This window comes from Streptomyces sp. NPDC003284 (genome assembly GCF_053589675.1).
Map to the genome: position 1 here is coordinate 41,892 of NZ_JBSFSI010000023.1, position 20,222 is coordinate 62,113.

Below are 20,222 nucleotides of genomic sequence, written 5' to 3' on the forward strand. Positions count from 1 at the left end.
CCGCCCGCGGCCGACAGTGGAGCCGACGGCATTCCCCACCACGAGGAGGAGACGCGATGACTCCGCGCACCGCCCCGCCCCCGCGCGCCCAGGACGGCGAGACGCCGCCCAGCCGCTTCGACGACCATCTGGCGAGCCTGCTGCTCGCGCAGCGGATCGTGTTCCTGGGCACCCAGGTCGACGAGGTGTCGGCCAACCGGGTCTGCGCCCAGTTGCTGCTGCTGTCGGCCGAGGACCCCCGCGCCGACATCAGCCTGTACATCAACAGCCCCGGCGGGTCCGTCAGCGCGGGCCTCGCCATCTACGACACGATGCGGCTCGTCCCCAACGACGTGTCGACGCTGGCCATGGGGTTCGCGGCGAGCATGGGGCAGTTCCTGCTCACCGTGGGCACGCGCGGCAAGCGGTTCGCGCTGCCGCACGCACGGATCATGATGCACCAGCCGTCGGCGGGGATCGGCGGCACCACCGCGGACATCGAGATCCAGGCGCAGAACCTGGAGCACACCAAGCGGACCATCGAGCGCCTCACCGCCGAGCACTCCGGGCAGAGCGAGGAGACCATCGCGCGGGACGGCGACCGGGACCGCTGGTTCACCGCGGAGCAGGCCAGGGAGTACGGGATGGTGGACCAGGTGGTGGAGTCGCTGGCCGACGTCCGCCCCGCCGCGCGGCGACGGGCCGGGTGGTGACCATGGGGTCGTACACGGTTCCGTACGTGGTCGAGCGCACCGCGCAGGGCGAGCGGTCCTACGACGTGTTCAGCAGGCTGCTGAACGAGCGGATCGTCTTCCTGGGCACGGAGATCGACGACGGTGTGGCCAATGTCGTCATCGCGCAGCTGCTCCATCTGGAGTCGGCGAACCCGGACCAGGAGATCGCGGTCTATCTGAACTCGCCCGGCGGCTCCTTCACCTCGCTCATGGCGATCTACGACGCGATGACGTTCGTGCAGTCGCCCATCTCCACGTTCTGTGTGGGGCAGGCCGCCTCCACGGCGGCGGTGCTGCTGGCGGGCGGCGACCCGGGGCGCCGGTTCGTGCTGGAGCACGCGCGGGTGCTGCTCGGGCAGCCGGCCAGCGGTGGCAGGCAGGGCACGGTCTCGGATCTGGCGCTCCAGGCCAAGGAGATGGTCCGGATCCGCTCCCAGGTGGAGGAGGTGCTGTCCCGGCACACCGGCCACGACGCCGCGTCCCTGCGCGCCGACATGGACCGCGACAAGGTGTTCACCGCCCGGGAGGCGGTGGCGTACGGCCTGGCCGACCAGGTGCTGACCCGGCGCCTCGCGACGGTCTGAGGCGCCGGGCCGGGCGGTGGGACCGGACGGTCAGGCCGCCAGGCACAGCCCGTCGACGCGCGGGGCGGGCGCCGCGGACCCCGCGGACGCCGAGGTGACCGACGTGACCGAGGTGACCGGCCGGGCGGCGGTGCCCCGGCCGCGGCCCGCGGCCCGGGAGGTGAGCCGTACCAGCTCGCCCTGGGTCCGGGCCAGCAGCCCGCCGAGGCCGAGGCCGAGGGCCTGGGCGGCGGCGGCCAGCACCTCCGAGGACGCCTCCTTGCGTCCGCGCTCGATCTCCGACAGATAGGGCATGGAGATCCGCGCGGCGTCGGCGACGTCCTTGAGGGTCCGCTCCTGGGCGAGCCGCTCGCGGCGCAGCACGTCGCCGACGAGGTCGCGCCAGAGCGGTTCGCGGGCGGCGGCGGGCTCGGGCCGCCCGGCCGGAGCCGGCCCGGCCGGACGGCCGGGCACCTGGCGGTCCGCCGCCGGGCGGTCCGCTCCCGGACGGCCGGGCGCGGGGCGGCCCGGCGCCGGATGCGCGGCGGCGGGGCGGCCGGGCAGGGCGCGGGCGGTCGCGGGCCGGGCGGCCGCCGGGTGCGCGGCCGGCGGACGCAGCGGGACGACACGGGCTTGGTTCGGCGCTTGGTCGGTCACCGCTTCAGCCTAGGAGCCCTGGCCGTCCGCGGAAGGGGGCGGCATTTCGCCCTGGGTGAATCACCGGCCCACAACGGGAGGAGAACGGAACGAAGGGGGACGGACCGGGCGGCCGAGGTCCGTCCCGGTTCAGTCGTCTCCGAGGCGCACCACGGCCCGCACCCGCTTGCCCACCGGGACCCGCTCGGCGCCGACCTCGGCCGCGAGGGCGTGCACGATCTCCAGACCGTGCCGCCCGATCCGCTCGGGGTCGCGCGGATAGCGCCGCGGCAGCGCGGCGCTGCTGTCGTACACGCAGACGGCCACCGCGCCGTCCGTGCCCTCCAGTTCGAGGATGTACGGGCCCTGGCTGTGCCGGTCGGCGTTGGTGACCAGCTCGCTCACCACCAGCAGCAGCGCCTCCTCGCAGCGGCGGCCGATCTCGGCGCACCACTCGTTCCTGAGCTGGTCGAGGAAGAGCGCGGCGAAGGAGCGCGCGTCCGCGATGCAGCCGGGTTCACCGGTGTAGTGGGCAGCCCGCCGCAGCGGTTCCACGGGGATGTCGACACCAGTGGGTATCACTGCCCCGCCCGGGTCATCGATCATGCGTTTCTCTCTCGGAAGCCGGTACGACCGGACGTTACTGCATCAGTGCTGATACCCAGTGCCGCGCCCGCCAGTCTTCACCGCGCGGTCCGGACCGCGCGGCGACGCGGACGGACCTTCCGGGGGGCGCGCCACCGGGGCCGCTGCTTAGCGTGGCACCGTGAGCCCGCCGCCGTCCTCCGTTTCGCCGGCCGCCCCCCGTCACGGCTGGGCGGCGGCTCTCGCCGTGGTGCTGGCCGCGCTGGTCTCCATGCTGGTGGTGGCCGCGCTGGGGCTGTGGGCGGCGGGCGCCGCCGGGCTGCCCGACAACGCCTTCGGCCGGGTGACCGCCGCGACGGTGGTGGCGGCGGTCGGCGGGAGCATCCGCCTGGCGGGGAACGCGGGCGCGCTGGCGCAGACGCACGCCGGGGTCACGGTGATGCCCCTGTCGGTGACCCTGGCGGGCGCGCTCGTGCTCGGCGCGGGCTTCCTGCGCCCGCTGCGCGGCCGGGCCGCCGTCGGGGTGCGGGAGGCGGCCGGCTGGGCGGTCCGGATCGCCGTGCTGTGGCTCGCGGCGCTGGCCGGTCTGGCGTTCGCCGCCCGGCAGCGGTTCGCCGTGGACCTCGGGGACGGGGTGCTCGGCGAGGTCGGCCGGCTGTTCGGCGCCGAACCGGAGGTCGGGTTCACCACCCGGGTGCTGCCCACCCTCGGTTTCGGGCTGCTGTGGCTGGCGGGTGTGCTGGCGCTGGCGCTGCTGGCGGCCCGGACGGCGCCGGTGCCCGCGCGGCCGCCGTGGTTCGCGGCCCGGGTCCGGCCGGTGGCGCACGCCCTGGTCGCGCTGCTGCTGGTGTACGTCGCCGTGGCGCTGGTCGTCGCGCTGGTGGTGGCGGGCACCCGGGGGCATCCGGCGCGGACCTTCGCGCTGATCCTGCTCGGTCTGCCCAACCTGGCCTGGCTCGCCTTCACCCTGGGGCTGGGCGCCACCTGGAACGGGCGGGTGGACGGGCCGTTCGGGCTTCCGGTGCCGCGGGTGCTGGAGGAGGTGCTGCGCACACCGGACGTGTCCACGCTGAACCTGGGCACGCTCGCGGAGCACGACGGCCGTGTGTGGTGGCTGCTGGTCGCGGACGTGGTGCTGCTGGCGGCCGCCGCGTTCCTGGCGGCGTATCTGTCCCCGGATCCGCCGGGGGCGTGGCAGCACGCCCTGCGCATGGCGGCCGGTCTGGTGCTGACGGTGCTGACGGTCTGCCTGGCGGGCCGGGTCTCGGCCCACTACGGGCTGTCCCTGCTGGGCATCGGGGACGTGGGCGGCGGGCTGTCCGGGGAGCTGCTGCTGCGGCCCCGGCTGTGGGGCGCGCTGGGTCTGGCCGCGCTGTGGGGCCTGGCCGCCGGGTTCGCGGGCGCACCGGCGGCCCGGTGGGTGCGGCGCCGCGGGGCGGGCGGGCCGGACCGGGGGCCGGACGGCGGGCGGGCGTAGTCCGGGTACACCTGCTGCGCGCGGGCGCCGCCGGGTGCGCGGCGGCCGGTCAGCCCATCGGGAGCAGGAGCGCCGGAATGGTGCGCTGCATGCGCAGGGCGTCCACCGACTCGGCGAGCAGTTCGTACTCCGTGGTCTCGTCGCCCGCGGCGATCCGCACCAGGCGTCCGCCGGCCAGCTCGTCGGCCACCTGCTCCTGCCGGAGAGGATCGGCGCACCAGGCGCGCAGGATCCCGGGGACGTCGGGGACGGTGTCCGGCACCGGGACGAGGGCGCCCGGCGGGACGTACGGGGTGGCGCCGGGGAGGGGGTCGAGGCGTTCGGCGATCCAGGAGGCGCGGTCGCGCAGCCACCACAGGGCCAGGGCCAGGGTGGGGGCCCGGTAGGTGCCGAGCGGTACGCCGATGCGGCGGCCGCCGCACACGCCGTACCCGGTGACATGGCACAGGAATTCGTCGTGCACTGCTCCTCCCCCGTCGGGTGGTCCGCGTGCTGTTCTTGCCTGGCTCCCCGTACGGCTCCTGTGCGGTGGTGCGCCCCTGAGGTCGAGTATGTTGACTCCTGAAACAGTGTCACCACGACTTTTTGGCCAGTCTCCTGGCATATTCCGCGTGTCGCATGGCCAGAATCGCGCGCCCTCGCCGCCGCTCCGGCATGACCTCCCGGGTAATCGACCGCTGCGCCGCAGACCGGGCAGGGTGGAGCCATCGGACCACCGGTCACCGGGGTCCGGGTCCCGACCAGAACCGACGCCCTCGATGGAGGCTGATTTCCCATGTCCGCGCAGACCGACCGTTACGAGAGCGCCGCCGCCCGTTACCTGGAGGCATGGAACGCGAGCGGGCCCGAGGCCCTGGGCAAGGCGGTGGCCGCCGCCTGGACGCCGGACGGCAGCTACACCGACCCGCTGGCCGAGGTGCGCGGCCACGAGCAGATCGCGGCCCTGATCACGGGGGCGCACGAGCAGTTCCCCGGGTTCGTCTTCCGGCTCAGCGGCGCCGTGGACGGGCACCACGACACGGCCCGCTTCTCCTGGGAGCTGGTGAGCGAGGCGGACGGCTCCGCCCCGGTCGCCGGGTTCGACGTGGTCACCCTGGACGGCGAGGGCCGCATCAGGTCCGTGCTGGGCTTCCTCGACCGGGTGCCCGCCGGAGCGTGAACGGCGTGCCGGGAGCCCCGGCACACGGCGCGGCGGCCGTCCGCCTCCGGGGAGCGGACGGCCGCCGTACTGCACCGGCGCGCTGCGCGTTACGGGCGCACGATGGCGTCGATCCGGGCCAGTTCGTCCGCGTCGAAGCCGAGGTTGCGGGCCGCCGCCACGCTGTCCGCCAGCTGCTCCGGGCTGCTGGCGCCGACCAGCGCCGAGGTGACCCGGCCGCCGCGCAGCACCCAGGCCAGCGCGAGCTGGGCCAGCGTCTGGCCGCGGGAGGCGGCGATCTCGTTCAGCGCGCGGAGCCTGCCCACCAGTTCCCCGGTGACCGCGTCCGAGTTCAGGAAGGGGCTGTCGCTCGCCGCCCGGGAGTCCTCGGGGATGCCGTCGAGGTAGCGGCCGGTGAGCAGGCCCTGCTCCAGCGGGGAGTAGGCGATGGAGCCGACCTGGAGCTCGTCGAGCGCGTCGAGCAGGCCCTCGTCCTCGGGGCGGCGGTCGAGCATCGAGTAGCGGGGCTGGTGGATCAGCAGCGGGGTGCCCAGCTCCCCGAGGATGCGGGCGGCCTCGCGGGTCTGCTCCGCGGAGTAGTTGGAGACGCCGACGTAGAGCGCCTTGCCCTGCTGCACCGCCGAGTGCAGGGCGCCCATCGTCTCCTCCAGGGGAGTCTCCGGGTCGAAGCGGTGCGAGTAGAAGATGTCGACGTGGTCCAGGCCCATGCGGTGCAGGCTCTGGTCCAGCGAGGACAGCAGGTACTTGCGCGAGCCCCATTCGCCGTACGGGCCGGGCCACATCAGATAGCCGGCCTTGGTGGAGATCACCAGTTCGTCGCGGTACGGGGCGAAGTCGGCGCGCAGCGCCTCGCCGAGCGCGCTCTCGGCGGCGCCGGGCGGCGGACCGTAGTTGTTGGCCAGGTCGAAGTGGGTGACCCCGAGGTCGAAGGCGCGGCGCAGGATGGCCCGCTGGGTGGCGGCCGGGCGGTCCGGTCCGAAGTTGTGCCACAGGCCGAGCGACAGCGCGGGCAGCTTCAGTCCGCTGCGTCCGGTGCGCCGGTAGGGCAGGTCGGCGTAGCGGTCGGGGTGGGCGGTGTACAACACGACTCCCTGAGGGGTGGGGCACGGGGCGACCGGTTCCTCCGGGTGCGGAGCTTCCTTCGGGCGCGGAACCGGAATCCCACTCTCGCGCGAGCGGCGGGCAGCGGTCCAACAGGAGAATCCGATCGGATTCAGCGATTACGCTTCTCAGTCATGGAACTGCGCCATCTCCAGCACTTCGTCGCCGTCGCCGAGGACCAGCACTTCACCCGGGCGGCGGAGCGGCTGATGGTCTCGCAGTCGGGCCTGTCGGCGTCGATCCGGGCGCTGGAGCGGGAGCTGCGGGCGCCGCTGTTCGTGCGCACCACGCGCCGGGTGACCCTCACCGAGGCCGGGCGCGCGCTGCTCGGCGAGGCGGAGCGGATCCTCGCACAGGTCCGGTCCGCGCACGAGGCGGTGGCCGCGGTGCAGGGCGTGCTGCGCGGCACGCTGTCGCTGGGCACCGAGCAGTGCATCGCCGGGGTGCATGTGGCGGGGCTGCTCGCCGCGTTCCGGCGGCGCCATCCGGATGTGGAGGTCCGGCTGCGGCAGGCGGGCTCCGGGGCGCTGGCCGAGGGGGTCGCGGCGGGCCGGCTGGACCTGGCGTTCGCCTACCGGACCCAGCCGGAGGACGACCGGCCGCGCGCGGTGCCGCTGGCCGGTGAGCCGATGACCGTGCTGTGCCACCCCGGCCACCGGTTCGCGGCGGCGGGCGCCCCGCTCACCCCCGAGGAGGTGTGCGGCGAGGTGTTCGTGGACTTCCACCCGGACTGGGGTCCGCGCCGCACCACGGACGCGGCCTTCGCCCTCGCCGGTGTGCGGCGCACGGTGGCCCTGGAGGTCAACGACGTGCACAGCCTGCTCGACCTGGTCGACGAGGACCTGGGCATCGCGGTGGTGCCCCGGCACTTCCGGCACAAGCGGCCCTCGCTCACCGCGCTGCCGTTCGAGGGCGCCGAGGGCACCCGGTACGAGACGGTCGCACTGCTCCCCGCCGAGCAGGCCACGAGTCCGGCCGCCCGCGCGCTGATCGCGCTGCTCGGTTCCCCGGGAACAGGGGGGCTGGCTACACCCCCGACGGGGTTCCAGCCCTCCTGATCGCACCGCCGCCGCACGACAGACTCGGGAACGTCCCTTCACCGCAACGGCGTTCAGGAGCAAGGACGATGGCGGAGCACACACGGCGGAACGTACTGCGCGGCGGCGCGGCGGTCGCGGCGACGGCGGGCCTGCTGGGCACACCGGGCCTCCCGGCGGCTGCGGCGGCCGCCGCCGACCGGCAGCCGACGGAGCGTCACTTCCCCTTCCTGGAAGGGGCGTTCACTCCGGTCACCGAGGAGCTGACGGCCTTCGACCTGCCGGTCACCGGCCGCATCCCGCGCGAGCTGAACGGGCGCTTCCTGCGCAACGGCCCCAATGTGCTGGGCCTGGAGGACCCGCGGGCGCACCACTGGATGCAGGGCGAGGGGATGGTGCACGGGGTGCGGCTGCGCGACGGACGCGCCGAGTGGTACCGCAACCGGTGGGTGCGCTCCTCGCAGGTGGCGCGGAAGCTCGGTGAGCCCTATCCCGGGCCGGTGCCGCCGGACGACTTCCCGTGCAACACCCATGTGATCGGGCACCGGGGGCGGATCCTCGCGCTCCAGGAGGGCGGCCCGCTGCCGTACGAGCTGGACGGCGAGCTGAACACGGTGGGGACCTACGACTTCCGCGGCAGCCTGGAGGGCGCGTTCGCCGCGCACACCAAGTTCGACGCGCACACCGGGGAGCTGCACGCCATCGCGTACTACCCGACCTGGGACCATGTGCGGCACCTGGTCGTCGACCCGGCGGGGCGGGTCTCGCGCACCACGCGGATCCCGGTGGCGGACGCGCCGATGCTGCACGACTTCGCGCTCACCGAGAAGTACGTCGTGATCATCGACGCGCCGGTCACCTTCGACCCGGCGGGCGCCGAGCGCGGCGACCTGGTGCCCTACATCTGGAACCGGAAGCACCCCATGCGGGTGGGCCTGATGCCCCGGGCGGGCGGAAAGGTGACCTGGATCGGGACGGACCCCACCTACTACTCGCACACGCTGAACGCCTACGACGAGGGCGGCCGTGTGATCGTCGACCTGACGGTCTATCCGGCGCCCTTCCATCCCGCCGGGCTCGGCTCGGGCGGTCCGTACGGGGCGGGCCACCCGGTCCTGGAGCGCTGGACGGTCGACCCGCACCGCGGCGAGGTGCGCCGGGTGACCGTGGACGGCAGGCCCCAGGAGTTCCCCCGGGTGAACGAGGCGCTGGTGTCCCGGCGGCACCGCTACGGCTACTCGGCGGCGGCCGCCGACATGACGCTGGCCTACGAGACGCCGGACGGCAACCCGCCCGACCGCGCCTTCTCCAACGAGCTGATCAAGCACGACCTGCTGCGCGGGTGCACCCAGGTGCACCGGCTGCCGACCGGCGCGGCGGCGGGCGAGGCGGTGTTCGTGCCGCGCGACGCGGCGGACCGGCGGGCCGCCGAGGACGACGGGTACACCCTCGCCTATGTGCACAACCCGGACCGGGGCGCCGCCGATCTGCTGATCCTCGCCGCGCAGGACTTCACCGGCAAGCCGGTGGCCCGGGTGCACCTGCCCGGCCGGGTGCCGCTCGGCTTCCACGGAAGCTGGGTCGCGGACGCGTGAGAGCGCCGGATGCGCCATGGTGGACGTATGCATGCCAAGGACATCCTCATCGACGGCCACAGCCGCATCCGGGAAGAGGTCCACGCGGTCCTCGACGGTCTGACGGAGCAGCAGCTCAACGCGCAGCCCGCGCCCGGCGCCAACTCCGTGGCCTGGCTGCTGTGGCACCTCACCCGGGTCCAGGACGACCATGTCGCGGACGCCTTCGGCCTGGAGCAGGTGTGGCTCGCCCAGGGCTGGGAGCGGCGCTTCGGCCTCGGCCTGCCGCGCCTGGACACCGGCTACGGGCACAGCCCGGAGCAGGTGGCCGAGGTCGAGGTGGCGTCACCGGACCTGCTGGCCGGGTACTACGACGCCGTGCACGAGCAGAGCCTGGGCGCGCTGCGCGGCCTGGCCGCCAAGGACCTCGAACGGGTCGTGGACGAGCGCTGGGACCCGCCGGTCACGCTGGGCGTGCGCCTGGTGAGCGTCCTGTCCGACGATCTCCAGCACGTCGGACAGGCCGCCTACGTCAAGGGGCTGCTTCAGAGCGCGGACGCGTAGCCGGGCAGGATCACGTCCTCGATGAGGGCCTTGCGCTCGTCGTACGGGAGGAACGCGCTCTTGACGGCGTTCACCGTGACCGTGCGCAGGTCCTCGACGCCCCAGCCCGCCTCCTCGACCAGCAGGGACATCTCCCGGGTCATCGTCGTGCCGGAGACCAGCCGGTTGTCGGTGTTGACGGTGACCCGGAAGCCGAGGTCCTTCAGCGCGGTGATCGGGTGCCCGGCGATCGAGTCGGCGGCGCCCGTCTGGAGGTTGGAGGTCGGGCACATCTCCAGGGCGATGCGGCGGTCGCGCACCCAGCCGGCCAGCCGGCCGAGCTTGCCGTCCACGATGTCCTCGGTGATGCGCACGCCGTGCCCGATCCGCTGGGCGCCGCACACCTGGAGGGCCTGGTGGATGCTGGGCAGCCCGTGGGCCTCACCGGCGTGGATGGTGAACGGCACGCTCTCGCGGCGCAGGTGCTCGAAGGCGGCCAGGTGGTCGGCGGGCGGGAAGCCGTCCTCGGCCCCGGCGATGTCGAAGCCGACGACGCCCGCGTCGCGGTAGGCGACGGCGAGGTCGGCGGCCTCGGCGACACGGTCGAACATCCGCATGCCGCACAGCAGGGTGCCGACCCGGACGGGCGTACCGGCGGCGGCCGCCTTGGCCATACCCGCGGCCAGGCCCTCCTGCACGGTCTCCACGACCTCGCGCAGGCTCAGCCCGCCGCTGGTGTTCAGCTCGGGGGCGTAGCGCACCTCGCCGTAGACGACGCCGTCGGCGGCCAGGTCGAGCACGTACTCCTCGGCGGTGCGCAGCAGCCCCTCGCGGGTCTGCATCACGGCGAGGGTGTGCTCGAAGGTGGCTATGTAGCGGACGAGGTCACCGGAGTTGGCCGCCTCGACGTACCAGGCGGCCAGTTCGTCGGGGTCGGTGGTGGGCAGGGTGTGACCGGCCGCCTCGGCGAGTTCGACGACGGTGGCGGGGCGCAGGCCGCCGTCGAGGTGGTCGTGCAGCACGGCCTTGGGCAGGCTGCGGAGGGTCTCGGTGTCGATGCGCGCGGCGGTCATGGGCGGTCTTTCCTCGGCGGGTGCAGGGCGGGTGAGGGGGTGTGCGGGGGTGCGGGGCAGGGTCACGGGGCGGCGGGCTGGAGCAGGTCCCAGCGGTTGCCGTAGAGGTCCTGGAAGACGGCGACGCTGCCGTACGGCTCGTGGCGCGGCTCCTCCAGGAAGGTCACGCCCGCCGCCCGCATCCGGGCGTGGTCGCGGGCGAAGTCGTCGGTGTGCAGGAAGAACCCGACGCGTCCGCCGGTCTGGTCGCCGACGCGGGCCCGCTGGGTGTCCCCCTTGGCGCGGGCCAGCAGCAGGGCGCCCGCGTGGTCGTCCTCGCCCGGGGCGACGACGACCCACCGGGAACCGTCCGGGCGCGGGGCGTCCTCGATGAGGCGGAAGCCCAGGGCCTCGGTGTAGAAGCGGATCGCCTCGTCGTAGTCGTCGACGACGAGGGTGACCAGGGCGAGGCGTCTCATCGGTGCCTTTCGGAGCGGGCGGACCACGGTGGCGGTGGCCGGTGGCGGACCACGGTGGCGGATGACGGGTGAGGTTATACGTAAAACCCACCGCCGCGCCAGTCGCCCCGGCACGGTGGGGCGGAAGGCGGCGGAAGGCGGCGGAAGGTCAGCGGGACGCTTCGCCCTGGGCGACCTCCACCCGGTGGTGGACGTCGAGCGCCCCGGTGGCCGAGGCGCCGAAGGACAGGGCGGCGCAGGCCAGCAGCAGCGCGGCGGTCCGGGTCGCGGCCCGGCCGGGGACGTGGGGGGCCGCCAGGAGCGCGGTGACCCGGCGCGGCACCGGTCCGGAGCCGGCGGCGGGCGCGGAGCGCGGGCGGGCCGAGCGGGACCGCTGCCCGGCGAGCGCGGCGCGGGCGACGGCACGCGCGGCGAGCCGCCGGTCCCCCACGGCCGCGGCGGCGGCCTCGTCGGCGGCCCGCTCGGCGGCGAGCCGCACGGCCTCGCGCACCGGGCGCAGCGCCGGATGGCAGTGCGCGGCGAGTTCGGCGGCGGCCAGGAACCAGTGGTGACCGCCGCGGTTGTGCGCCCGCTCGTGCGCGAACAGCACCTCGCGCTCGGCGGCGTCGAGGCTGCGCAGCATCGCGGTGGTGACGACGATGCGGTGCGGGCGGCCGGGCAGGGCGTACGCGTCCGGGTACGGCGAGTCGAGGACGCACAGGTCACCGGCGGCCGGGACGCCTCCGGCCGCCGCGCGGGCCGCGCGCAGCGCCCGCACCTCGGCGCGGACCGTACGGACCAGCGCGCCCGCGCACACGGCGAGCGCCCCGGCGGCGGCGACGGCGGCGGGCGCGACCACGGCGTCGGGAGCGATGCGCAGCGGGTGCACCAGTTCGCCCAGGGCGGCGAAGAGGGGCAGCTTGAGCAGTCCCGTCAGGACGAAGCCGCCGAGCGCGGCCGACGAGCAGCCCGCGAGGACCACGGCGGCGGTGGTGAGCACCCACAGCGCCGCCCCGGGCGCGAGCCGGTCGCCCGCGCGCCGGGCCAGGGCCGGTGCCGCGCACGGCAGCAGCAGCGGCAGGAGCAGGAGCAGCGGCGCGGTCATCGCTCGTCCGGTTCCAGCAGATCGCGCAGGATCCGCTCGTCGTCGGGGCTGAGCTGGGCGACGAAGCGAGCGAGCACGGTCTCGCGGTCGGTGTCCCGGTCGAGTTCGGTGTGCATACGGCGGGCGGTCAGCCCGTGCGCGTCCTGCACCGGGTAGTAGGCGTAGCCGCGTCCCTGGCGGCGCCGCCCGACCACGCCCTTCTCGTGCAGCCGGGTCAGGATCGTCGTCACCGTGGTGCGGGCCAGGTCGGCGGCCAGGCTCTGCTGGACCTCGCCCGGTGTCCGGGGCGAGTCGGCGGCCCACAGGACGGCCAGCACACCGGCCTCCAGCTCACCGGCCGGTCTGCGCTCGTCCTTCGCGTCCGTCATGGGAAGGTCCCTCACCCCGTTCTCGCCTGCACTCCAGTGAACCGTCTACACAAGAGTAGTCAAGCGAGTGGCGGCCGCGCCCGCGGGCCGCGCCCGGAGGCGCGTACGGAGGCGCGTACGGAGGCGCGTACGGAGGCGCGTACGGAGGCGCGTACGGAGGTGCCCATGGAAGTGCCTTCGGGCCGGAGCGTGCCGCGCGGCCGCGGCGGGGTCAGCTCGCGGCCGCCGCCTCCACCGGCCCGCCCTGCCGGGCCCCGGCCGGGTGCCGCCACAGTCCCTCGGCGGCCAGCAGCGGCAGGACGCCCTCCCCGAACCAGTACGCCTCCTCCAGATGCGGATAGCCGGACAGGACGAACTCGTCGATGCCCAGGGCGTGGTACTCCTTGATCCGCTCCGCCACCTCCCGGTGGCTGCCGACCAGGGCCGTGCCCGCGCCACCGCGCACCAGTCCGATCCCGGCCCACAGGTTGGGGTGGATCTCCAGCCCGTCCCGGCCGCCGCCGTGCAGCGCCAGCATGCGCCGCTGGCCCTCCGACTCGCTGCGGGCGAGCCCGGCCTGCACAGACCGCACCGTCTCGGGGTCGAACCCGGCCAGCAGGCGGTGCGCCTCGGCCCAGGCCGACTCGGCGGTGTCCCGGGCGATGACGTGCAGCCGGATGCCGAAGCGGAGGGCGCGCCCGTGCCGGGCGGCCAGGTCCCGGATCCAGGCGATCTTCGCGGCGACCTGGGCGGGCGGCTCGCCCCAGGTGAGGTAGACGTCGGCGTGCCGGGCGGCGATCTCTCCGGCGACCGGCGAGGACCCGCCGAAGTACACCTCGGGCACCGGATCGGGCAGCCGCACCAGCCGGGCGTCCTCGACCCGCAGGTGCGCGCCGCTCAGCCCGACCGTCCTGCCCGCCCACAGCTCCCGGACGATCTCCAGGAACTCGCCGGTGCGCCGGTAGCGGTCGTCCTTGCCGAGGAAGTCGCCGTAGGCCCGCTGCTCCTGGCTCTCACCGCCGGTGACGACGTTCAGCAGCAGCCGCCCGCCGGAGTGCCGCTGGAAGGTGGCCGCCATCTGCGCGGCGAGCGTCGGGGAGACGAACCCGGGCCGGAAGGCGACCAGGAACTTCAGCCGCTCGGTGTGCCGGCTGACCATGGCGGTGGTGAGCCAGGCGTCCTCGCACCAGGCCCCGGTCGGGGTGAGCGCACCGGCGAAGCCGAGGTCCTCGGCGGCGCGGGCGATCTGGCTCAGATAGGCGACCGTGGGCGGCCGGTCCTGCCCGGCGGCCCCGCCCGGAGCACCGTGGCCGCCGCCGACCACATGGCGGCTGTCGCCGTTGGTGGGCAGGAACCAGTGGAAGGTGAGGGACACGGGGTCTCCGTTCGCGAGTGCCCGTACGGTGCGGGGGTCCGGGGCGGGGGCGTGCGGCGGTGCGGGCGGGCGGGCGGTGGTCAGCTCGCCGCGGCCAGCAGCGGGACGCGGCCCAGGGCCAGCGAGAACTGGTCGACCACCTGGGTCAGCGCCTCGCTCGCCGCGGGCGCGACGGTCAGCGTCCCGTCCTCGTGCACCGTGATGTCCTTGTCGAGGGTGAACCAGCCCTGCACGATGTGGGTGGCGCCCATGGAGTTGAGGACGGGCCGCAGCGCGTAGTCGATGGCGAGGACGTGCGCGACGGAGCCGCCGGTGGCCAGGGGCAGCACGGTCTTGCCGGTGAGGGCGTACTGCGGGAGCAGGTCGAGCAGCGCCTTGAGGACCCCGGAGTAGGACGCCTTGTAGACGGGCGTGCCCACGACCACGCCGTCGGCGCGGGCGAACAGTTCGGTGGCCTCCACTATCGCCGGGTGGCGGAAGTCCGCGCCGAGGAGGGCCTCGGCGGGGACGGTGCGGATGTCGAGCGGGACCACCTCGTGGCCCTGGGCGGTCAGCCGCTGGTCGAGATGGCGCAGCAGACGGTTGGTGCGGGAGGAGGCGGAGGGGCTCCCGGAGACGGACAGGACGGTGGCCATGGGTCCTCTTTCTGGCACGGCGGAGCGAGCGGCGGCCGACGGTCCCGGACGGTCCGGGAATCACCGGACCGGAACACCGGGGAACGCGTCGGCGACCGCGGGCGGGAATACGCGCGGAACGCTCACGGGGAAAACAAGAAAAGAGACGTGAAGAGAGGAGAAGAGAGCGGAGAAAGCGGAGTAGGCAGAGGAAGTGGAGAAAGCAGAGAAAGCGAAGAAGGAGCGGAGAAGAAGCCGAGAAGAAAGGAAAACGCGGCCGCCCGGTGGCTCACGACGGGTGCGCGGCTTCAGCGTGACGGGATGCGCGGCGCGGTCGGGGCGTCGTCGGCCGGACGGCTCGGTGCGCGGGGCGGTGCGGCGCGGACGAGGCGCGGCGGCTCAGAGAGCGGGGCGACAGGAGGCGCTGGAGACACGGGCGAGGTCGACATGGCGTCGCCGCGTGAGGTCCGGTCGCGTGTTCATGTCGACGATCCTGACACCCGCCGGTGGGGCAGTCAAGAAGGACCCGGCAGGTCTCGTATCGCGGACCTCCGGCGCGATACGCGATCCCCGTTCATTTCCCTTCGTTCGTCCCGTGGACGGGTTCCGTCATTCCTCTTCGCGGGCGGGCGTCACCACGAGGAAGGCGTCCGTGCGCAGATCCATCACCACGGTCGCGGAGCGGCCCTCGGCCCTGCGGCGCGCCGCGTACTCCTCGGCGGGCCAGGACCCGCGCGGACCGCCCGCCGGGAAACGTGCCAGCACCTTCGCGTCCATGGTGTGCTCACCTCCGCGCCGGGCCGCCGGGAGCGGCGGCGTGTACGACCGTCTCCTCCTGCGCCTGCCCCGTGCGGGCGTGCTCATGTCGGCCGAAGGCAGGTGACGGCCCGGGGGGAGTGTCCGCGCGTCCAGCGGGCATCCGGTCAGCGCGGGGACAACGACCACCACGGCACGGAGAGGCGAAGATGGAGATCAGCGGCATCATCAGTGCCATCGTCATCGGCATCATCATCGGTGTCCTGGGACGACTCGTCGTTCCGGGCCGTCAGCACATCGGGGTCATCTGGACGATCGTCATCGGCATCATCGCCGCGCTGATCGGCGCGGCGATCGCCTCCGCGCTCGGCGTCGACGACACCAAGGGCGTGGACTGGATCGAGTGGCTCATCCAGATCGCGCTCGCCGCGGTGGGAGTGGCCGCGCTGGACCGGGCCAAGTCGCCCGCGCGCTGACTCCGCGGGAACCGCCCGGGGCGGGCCGGCGCCGCTTCCCCGCGCGCCGGCCCGCCCGCGTACGCCCTGACCCCGGCCCGGGGTCAGGGCGTACGGCTGTTCAGGGCGTACGGACGTACGGCGTCGTCGTGGTCAGCGGTTCGAAGCCGAGGCGCCGGAGGATGGGGCGGCTCTCGTCGGAGGCGTCGACGTGGAGGTACGCGTAGCCCCGTTCGGCGGCGATCCGGGCGCGGTGGGCGACCAGGGCGCGGTAGATGCCGCGGCCGCGCCAGCCCTCCACGGTGCCGCCGCCCCACAGACCGGCGAACCGGGTGTCCGGCAGCAGTTCCGCGCGGGCCGAGCTGACCGGTTCCCCGTCGGCCAGGACGACGAACGCGGCCAGGGTGTCCGGGGCGGTGGAGAGCTGGGTGAGGACACGGTGGCACAGGTCCGCCGGGTCCGAGCCGAACGCCTTCGCGTGGGCCTCGCCCATGAGGTCCACCCCGGCCTCGTCGGTGACGGCGTGCAGGCTCACGCCGTCGGGCAGCGCGGTGTCCAGGGCCAGCCCGGCGGTCTCCGCGACCATGAGCGTCTCCGGCGGTTCTGCGGTGAACCCGGCGGCCGTCAGCCGCTGCCCGAGGTCGGCGGGCCGGTCGTGTCCGTACAGCTTCCATTCGAAGGGGTGGCCGAGCGCGCCGAAGTGGGCGACCTGCGCGGCGATCTCCGCGTCGGCTCCGGCGTCGTCCAGCGCCGACCACAGCACGCCGTTCCAGTCCTGTGCGCCGCGGCCGGTCTGCCGCACCACCTTTCCGGCGCGCTCGACGCGCGCGGCGGGGCTGTCGGGGCGCGCGTGCTCGCGCAGTTCCCGGTCGTAACGGGCGAGAACAGTGGCGTGATCCATGCGCCCGACCTCATCAGAGCCGGCCGCCCGGGGCAACGGAATTGACGTCCGGCCGCCGTGCGGCCACCCCGGCCGCCGTGCTGCTACCCCAGTTCCAGGGTGGTGACGCCGAAGACCCGTTCACCGGCGTACGGCCGCACCGGGCCCGTGTACATGCGGGCGGTCTCGAAGGACGGGGCGAGACCCGCCTGTTCGGCCAGGGCGACGCCCGCCGTGCTGGTCGCCGGGACGTCGAGGGAGACCTGGCGGCCCGGGACGTCGGCGCAGAGCGCGTCGAACAGGGCCCGCGCGTCCTCGGCGGTGTCGGCGAAGAGCGGCCCGATCCGCACCCCGTCGCGGGCCGGGCGCAGCACGCCGTAGCCGGTGACACGGCCGGCGGCGCGGCGGACGAGACCGCGGTGGCCCGGGGTGCTCAGCCACTGGGCGACGAATCTCGGCCGGTCGGCGGGGTGGCAGGCGGCGTCGTAGGCGGTGATGTCCGCGAGGTCCGCGGCGGCGAACGCCCGGATGCCGCCAGGGGCGGTGGTGGCGGGCGCGGGGCCGGTGTAGCGGACGGTGCGGTGGGCCGGGCGGAAGCCGGACTGCCGGTAGTTGTCCTGCTGGGCGACGACGCCGTCCAGCCCGACGGTGCGGCTTCCGGCGTGCGCGAGGCCGGTCTTCCAGGTGGTCAGGCCGTGGCCCCGGCCGCGCAGGTCGGGGCGGACGAGGTAGCAGCCCAGGAAGGCGAAGTCCGGGCCGTGGTTGACGACGGAGATCGCGGAGACCGGTTCGCCGCCGATGCGCCCCAGGAAGAAGCCGTCCGGGTCCTGGGCGAAGAAGGCCGGGCCGTCGGACAGCCCGGGGTTCCATCCCTCGTCGGCCGCCCAGCCGCTGATGACCGGCCAGTCCTCCAGGGTCGCCGGGGTGAGGACGAGGTCGTCGTGGGCCTCCGGGGCCATCGGTGCGCTCCATTTCCGTGGGGGCGGGTGCGCGCAGCATCCTTCCGGATCACGGGCGGGCGCGCCACGGCCGGATCAAGCCGCGTGCGGCGCCCGGCGGGTGCGCGGGCCGCGCGGGCGGGTGCCGGGGGTCCCACCGGTGGGGGGAGCGGCCGACGGCCGCGGTGGGACACTCCCCTGTGTCGTCCTGGCCCGGGTCAGCGGGCCGCCCCGGGCCGGAAGCGCCGGTAGAGGACGGTTCCGCCGAGCAGGAGCGCGGCGCTCGCGGCGACGGCGGGCATCGTGTGGTCCGCGCCGGTGTGGGCGAGGGACACCTCGGTGTGCGGTACGGCCGCGGGCGCGGGGTGCGTGACGGGCCGGGGCGCCGGGCGCGGGGTGGGGCGCGCGGGCGGGGTGACCGGGTGCGGGACGGGCCGGTCGGTGGAGGTGTTGACGGACGTGTTGCCGGTGGCCGGGTTGCCGATGCCCACCACGTTCACGCTGTTGCCGCTGACGTTCACCGGGAGGTGCACCGGGAGCTGGACGCCGTTGCCGGAGAGCACGCCGGGCGAGTCCTTCGCGCCTCCGTGCGCCGCGGCGCCGCCGCCGGACTGCGTCCCGTGCGTCCCGTGACCGCTGGAGGCGGCGGCGGAGGAGGTGTTGGCGCAGCGGTTGCCCGCCGCGGGGTTGAGCAGGCCGACGACGTTCACCGTGTTGCCGCACGCGTTCACCGGGACGTCCACCGGGAGCTGGACGCCGTTGCCGGAGAGCAGCCCGGGTGAGCCGGCCGCGACGCCGTCCGCGTCGGCCGCGAACGCGGCGGACACCGGCACCGCCATCGCCACCGCGCCGGAGGCGGCGAGGGCGATCACACCATTTCGGGTAACCCGTTTCATAGGTCCTGTGCCTTCCAGAAAGGGGCGCGGGCACGCGCCCGCACCGGGTAGAACGCGGGTCGGCCATCCGAGTTATGGCTTGTGCGGCTTTCACCCCTTCGGGCGATGCGCCCGGCCCGGTTCCGGGGCTGGGACTCGAACGGCGCGGCACCTGTCGTACGTGCGCCGCAACGGTCCGGCACCGGGAGGCGGGGGGCTCGGGGCCCGCTTATGGTGGGCGAGGGCGTTGTCCCGGTCCGCGGCACGGCGCCTCTGGAGGCGCCCATGCCGGTCAAGCCCTCGACGCGGTCCCTGGCGCGGCGCTGCGCCTGCTCCGGAGCCGTCACGCTGGCCCTCCTCGGCGCGTGCCTGCCCGCGGCCGCGGCGGACGGCGGGCAGCCGGGTCTGGACCGCTTCTACCGGCAGAAGGTGACGTGGTCGGCGTGCGAGGCGGGCGCGCCCAAGGACCTCCAGTGCGGCAAGGTCACCGTGCCGGTCGACTACTCCCGTCCGGGCGCGGGCACCCTCGATCTGGCGCTGGCCCGCTACCGGGCCACGGGACACCGGCAGGGGTCGGTGGTGCTGAACTTCGGCGGGCCCGGCGCTCCGGGGGTGTCGGAACTCGCGCTGAGCGGCAAGCAGTTCATGGACCTGACCGACGGCTACGACGTGGTGAGCTTCGACCAGCGGGGCGTCGGCCGGTCCTCGCCGGTCAGCTGCGGTGTCGACGCCGGTGACGCGCAGGAGGGCGGCTCGGGCGACGCCGTCGCCGACCTGGGCGACGCGCGGGCCGCGCGCAAGGCGCTGGCCGAGTGGAAGCGGGTGTCGGCCGAGTGCGCCCGGCACTCCGGGCCGGTGCTGCCCCACATAGGCACCGTCGACGCGGCCCGCGACCTCGATGTGATCCGCCAGGCGCTCGGCGACCGCGGGCTCAACTACCTGGGCTTCTCCTACGGCACCCGGCTGGGCGCGGTGTACGCCGCGGAGTTCCCCGGCAAGGTGGGGCGGATGGCCCTGGACGGCGTGGACACGCTGACCGAGTCGTCTCAGCAGCAGGGGCTGGTGGCGGCGCAGGGCCAGCAGACGGCGCTGGACGACTTCCTGGACTGGTGTGTGCGGGACATCGCCTGTCCGTTCGGCCAGGACCGGCGCCGGGCGGGCGACCAGGTCGTCCAGCTCGTCCGGTCGCTGGACGAGAACCCGGTGCCGACCGGGCTGGGCGGACGGCTGACCGGCCAGCAGCTCGTGGGCGCCGTCGGCCAGGCGCTGTACAGCAAGGCGCTGTGGCCGTCGCTGGAGCGCGCGGTCGCCTCGCTGGTGCAGGACGGCGACACCCGGCCCGTGCAGTCCCTCGCCTCCGGCGGCATCGCGCTGCCGGTGGCGCGCGGCGGGCCGGTCCGGGCGGCGGGGCAGGCGTCCGGCGGCGGCCTCACCGACAACGGGGCCGTGCCGCTGGACAACCTGCCGGCCGCGATGATGGCGATCAACTGCGCGGACGACCCGGACCGCCCGGACGCCGAGCGGCTCGTCCGGGACCTCGGCCGGCTGAGCGCCGAGTACACGCAGGTCTCCCCGGTCTTCGGCCGCTACCGGCTCAACGAGCTGCTGATGTGCTACGGACGCCCCAGGGGCACCGACTTCGTCCGGGAGCGGGTGAAGGACGTCGACACAGCGAAGATGCTGCTCGTCGGCACCCGGGGCGACCCGGCGACCCCGTACCGCTGGACCGTGGAGACGGCGCGGCGCCTCGGCTCCTCGGCCGTGGTGCTCGACAACCGGGGCGAGGGGCACACCGGGTACGGGTCGTCGCGGTGCGTCCACCGGAAGGTGGACGACTTCCTGCTCTACGGTTCCCTGCCCGCCGACGGCAGTTCGTGCCCGGCGGACCGGGAGCCGGACACGGGCGGGTGAGCGAACCGGCCACGACGACCGGTTCGGGTGGTTCGGGCGCGGGGACGCAACCGGACGGCTCCCTGGGT

General features: G+C 74.7%; 24 protein-coding genes. 9 read left to right on the forward strand and 15 right to left on the reverse strand.

Annotated elements, in window-relative coordinates:
• The first annotated feature begins 56 nt into the window (after nt 1–56).
• Together ACWDYF_RS32210 and ACWDYF_RS32215 are read left to right on the forward strand one after the other, a co-directional pair.
• Nucleotides 57–692 carry a ClpP family protease gene (locus ACWDYF_RS32210; protein ID WP_381738219.1) on the forward strand — a complete coding sequence of 212 codons (636 nt, stop codon included), beginning with the start codon at nt 57–59 and terminating at the stop codon, nt 690–692.
• 2 nt (nt 693–694) lie between these two features.
• Nucleotides 695–1,297 (forward strand): ClpP family protease, encoded by a 603-nt coding sequence (locus ACWDYF_RS32215; RefSeq protein WP_018569404.1) that lies wholly within the window; start codon nt 695–697, stop codon nt 1,295–1,297.
• Between the two features lie 30 nt (nt 1,298–1,327).
• Here ACWDYF_RS32215 and ACWDYF_RS32220 read toward each other — a convergent pair whose 3' ends face one another.
• Both ACWDYF_RS32220 and ACWDYF_RS32225 read right to left on the reverse strand, forming a co-directional pair.
• A complete protein-coding gene (locus ACWDYF_RS32220; RefSeq protein ID WP_389472499.1) occupies nt 1,328–1,933 on the reverse strand; it encodes a helix-turn-helix domain-containing protein in 606 nt (201 codons plus the stop codon).
• A gap of 129 nt (nt 1,934–2,062) precedes the next feature.
• Entirely contained in the window at nt 2,063–2,518 is a 456-nt protein-coding gene (locus ACWDYF_RS32225; protein WP_381738216.1) for an ATP-binding protein, read from the reverse strand.
• A 160-nt stretch (nt 2,519–2,678) separates the two neighbouring features.
• Between ACWDYF_RS32225 and ACWDYF_RS32230 the strand changes: the two genes are divergently transcribed.
• Nucleotides 2,679–3,974, forward strand: coding sequence for a streptophobe family protein (locus ACWDYF_RS32230; RefSeq protein ID WP_389472502.1), 1,296 nt, complete (start codon nt 2,679–2,681; stop codon nt 3,972–3,974).
• 49 nt (nt 3,975–4,023) lie between these two features.
• On the opposite strand, the gene ACWDYF_RS32235 is transcribed toward ACWDYF_RS32230, so the two are convergent.
• Nucleotides 4,024–4,437 carry a hypothetical protein gene (locus tag ACWDYF_RS32235; RefSeq protein ID WP_018569408.1) on the reverse strand — a complete coding sequence of 138 codons (414 nt, stop codon included), beginning with the start codon at nt 4,435–4,437 and terminating at the stop codon, nt 4,024–4,026.
• A 312-nt stretch (nt 4,438–4,749) separates the two neighbouring features.
• On the opposite strand from ACWDYF_RS32235, the gene ACWDYF_RS32240 reads away from it, so the two are divergent.
• Nucleotides 4,750–5,133 (forward strand): nuclear transport factor 2 family protein, encoded by a 384-nt coding sequence (locus ACWDYF_RS32240; RefSeq protein ID WP_018569409.1) that lies wholly within the window; start codon nt 4,750–4,752, stop codon nt 5,131–5,133.
• Nucleotides 5,134–5,222: 89 nt separating this feature from the next.
• On the opposite strand, the gene mgrA is transcribed toward ACWDYF_RS32240, so the two are convergent.
• Entirely contained in the window at nt 5,223–6,215 is a 993-nt protein-coding gene (mgrA, locus tag ACWDYF_RS32245) for an L-glyceraldehyde 3-phosphate reductase (RefSeq protein ID WP_018569410.1), read from the reverse strand.
• 153 nt (nt 6,216–6,368) lie between these two features.
• Here mgrA and ACWDYF_RS32250 point away from each other — a divergent pair, with 153 nt between their 5' ends.
• The 3 genes from ACWDYF_RS32250 to ACWDYF_RS32260 all read left to right on the forward strand — a co-directional run bounded on the left by ACWDYF_RS32250 (nt 6,369) and on the right by ACWDYF_RS32260 (nt 9,409).
• Complete coding sequence (locus ACWDYF_RS32250) at nt 6,369–7,292, forward strand: LysR family transcriptional regulator (protein WP_381738212.1); 924 nt, start codon at nt 6,369–6,371, stop codon at nt 7,290–7,292.
• A 68-nt stretch (nt 7,293–7,360) separates the two neighbouring features.
• Nucleotides 7,361–8,866 carry a carotenoid oxygenase family protein gene (locus ACWDYF_RS32255; protein WP_389472511.1) on the forward strand — a complete coding sequence of 502 codons (1,506 nt, stop codon included), beginning with the start codon at nt 7,361–7,363 and terminating at the stop codon, nt 8,864–8,866.
• 27 nt (nt 8,867–8,893) lie between these two features.
• Nucleotides 8,894–9,409 carry a mycothiol transferase gene (locus tag ACWDYF_RS32260; RefSeq protein ID WP_381738209.1) on the forward strand — a complete coding sequence of 172 codons (516 nt, stop codon included), beginning with the start codon at nt 8,894–8,896 and terminating at the stop codon, nt 9,407–9,409.
• On the opposite strand, the gene ACWDYF_RS32265 is transcribed toward ACWDYF_RS32260, so the two are convergent.
• From ACWDYF_RS32265 to ACWDYF_RS32300, 8 genes are all read right to left on the reverse strand, one after another.
• A complete protein-coding gene (locus tag ACWDYF_RS32265; protein WP_389472517.1) occupies nt 9,391–10,461 on the reverse strand; it encodes an adenosine deaminase in 1,071 nt (356 codons plus the stop codon). The genes ACWDYF_RS32260 and ACWDYF_RS32265 overlap by 19 nt on opposite strands.
• A gap of 62 nt (nt 10,462–10,523) precedes the next feature.
• Nucleotides 10,524–10,919 carry a VOC family protein gene (locus ACWDYF_RS32270; protein ID WP_389472521.1) on the reverse strand — a complete coding sequence of 132 codons (396 nt, stop codon included), beginning with the start codon at nt 10,917–10,919 and terminating at the stop codon, nt 10,524–10,526.
• Between the two features lie 148 nt (nt 10,920–11,067).
• Nucleotides 11,068–12,003 carry a M48 family metalloprotease gene (locus ACWDYF_RS32275; protein WP_381738206.1) on the reverse strand — a complete coding sequence of 312 codons (936 nt, stop codon included), beginning with the start codon at nt 12,001–12,003 and terminating at the stop codon, nt 11,068–11,070.
• Nucleotides 12,000–12,371: a BlaI/MecI/CopY family transcriptional regulator gene (locus ACWDYF_RS32280; protein WP_018569417.1), complete on the reverse strand. Its 372-nt coding sequence runs from the start codon at nt 12,369–12,371 to the stop codon at nt 12,000–12,002. The genes ACWDYF_RS32275 and ACWDYF_RS32280 overlap by 4 nt, the downstream gene beginning before the upstream one ends.
• A 211-nt stretch (nt 12,372–12,582) precedes the next feature.
• On the reverse strand, nt 12,583–13,725 hold the full coding sequence (locus tag ACWDYF_RS32285; protein ID WP_389472525.1) for an LLM class flavin-dependent oxidoreductase: 1,143 nt from the start codon (nt 13,723–13,725) through the stop codon (nt 12,583–12,585).
• 80 nt (nt 13,726–13,805) lie between these two features.
• Entirely contained in the window at nt 13,806–14,360 is a 555-nt protein-coding gene (gene ssuE / locus ACWDYF_RS32290; protein ID WP_018569419.1) for an NADPH-dependent FMN reductase, read from the reverse strand.
• 378 nt (nt 14,361–14,738) lie between these two features.
• A complete protein-coding gene (locus ACWDYF_RS32295; protein WP_381738261.1) occupies nt 14,739–14,822 on the reverse strand; it encodes a putative leader peptide in 84 nt (27 codons plus the stop codon).
• 126 nt (nt 14,823–14,948) lie between these two features.
• The gene (locus ACWDYF_RS32300; RefSeq protein WP_018569421.1) at nt 14,949–15,116 is read right to left on the reverse strand and encodes a hypothetical protein; all 168 of its coding nucleotides are present in this window, start codon (nt 15,114–15,116) and stop codon (nt 14,949–14,951) included.
• Between the two features lie 188 nt (nt 15,117–15,304).
• Here ACWDYF_RS32300 and ACWDYF_RS32305 point away from each other — a divergent pair, with 188 nt between their 5' ends.
• The gene (locus ACWDYF_RS32305; protein ID WP_018569422.1) at nt 15,305–15,571 is read left to right on the forward strand and encodes a hypothetical protein; all 267 of its coding nucleotides are present in this window, start codon (nt 15,305–15,307) and stop codon (nt 15,569–15,571) included.
• Between the two features lie 100 nt (nt 15,572–15,671).
• Here the strand turns inward: ACWDYF_RS32305 and ACWDYF_RS32310 are convergent, their stop codons facing one another.
• From ACWDYF_RS32310 to ACWDYF_RS32320, 3 genes are all read right to left on the reverse strand, one after another.
• Nucleotides 15,672–16,451: a GNAT family N-acetyltransferase gene (locus ACWDYF_RS32310; protein ID WP_381738202.1), complete on the reverse strand. Its 780-nt coding sequence runs from the start codon at nt 16,449–16,451 to the stop codon at nt 15,672–15,674.
• Nucleotides 16,452–16,534: 83 nt separating this feature from the next.
• The gene (locus tag ACWDYF_RS32315) at nt 16,535–17,389 is read right to left on the reverse strand and encodes a GNAT family N-acetyltransferase (protein WP_389472530.1); all 855 of its coding nucleotides are present in this window, start codon (nt 17,387–17,389) and stop codon (nt 16,535–16,537) included.
• Nucleotides 17,390–17,586: 197 nt separating this feature from the next.
• Nucleotides 17,587–18,264, reverse strand: coding sequence for a chaplin (locus ACWDYF_RS32320; RefSeq protein WP_389472532.1), 678 nt, complete (start codon nt 18,262–18,264; stop codon nt 17,587–17,589).
• Between the two features lie 264 nt (nt 18,265–18,528).
• Here ACWDYF_RS32320 and ACWDYF_RS32325 point away from each other — a divergent pair, with 264 nt between their 5' ends.
• The gene (locus tag ACWDYF_RS32325) at nt 18,529–20,154 is read left to right on the forward strand and encodes an alpha/beta hydrolase (protein ID WP_389472535.1); all 1,626 of its coding nucleotides are present in this window, start codon (nt 18,529–18,531) and stop codon (nt 20,152–20,154) included.
• Nucleotides 20,155–20,222: the final 68 nt, after the last annotated feature.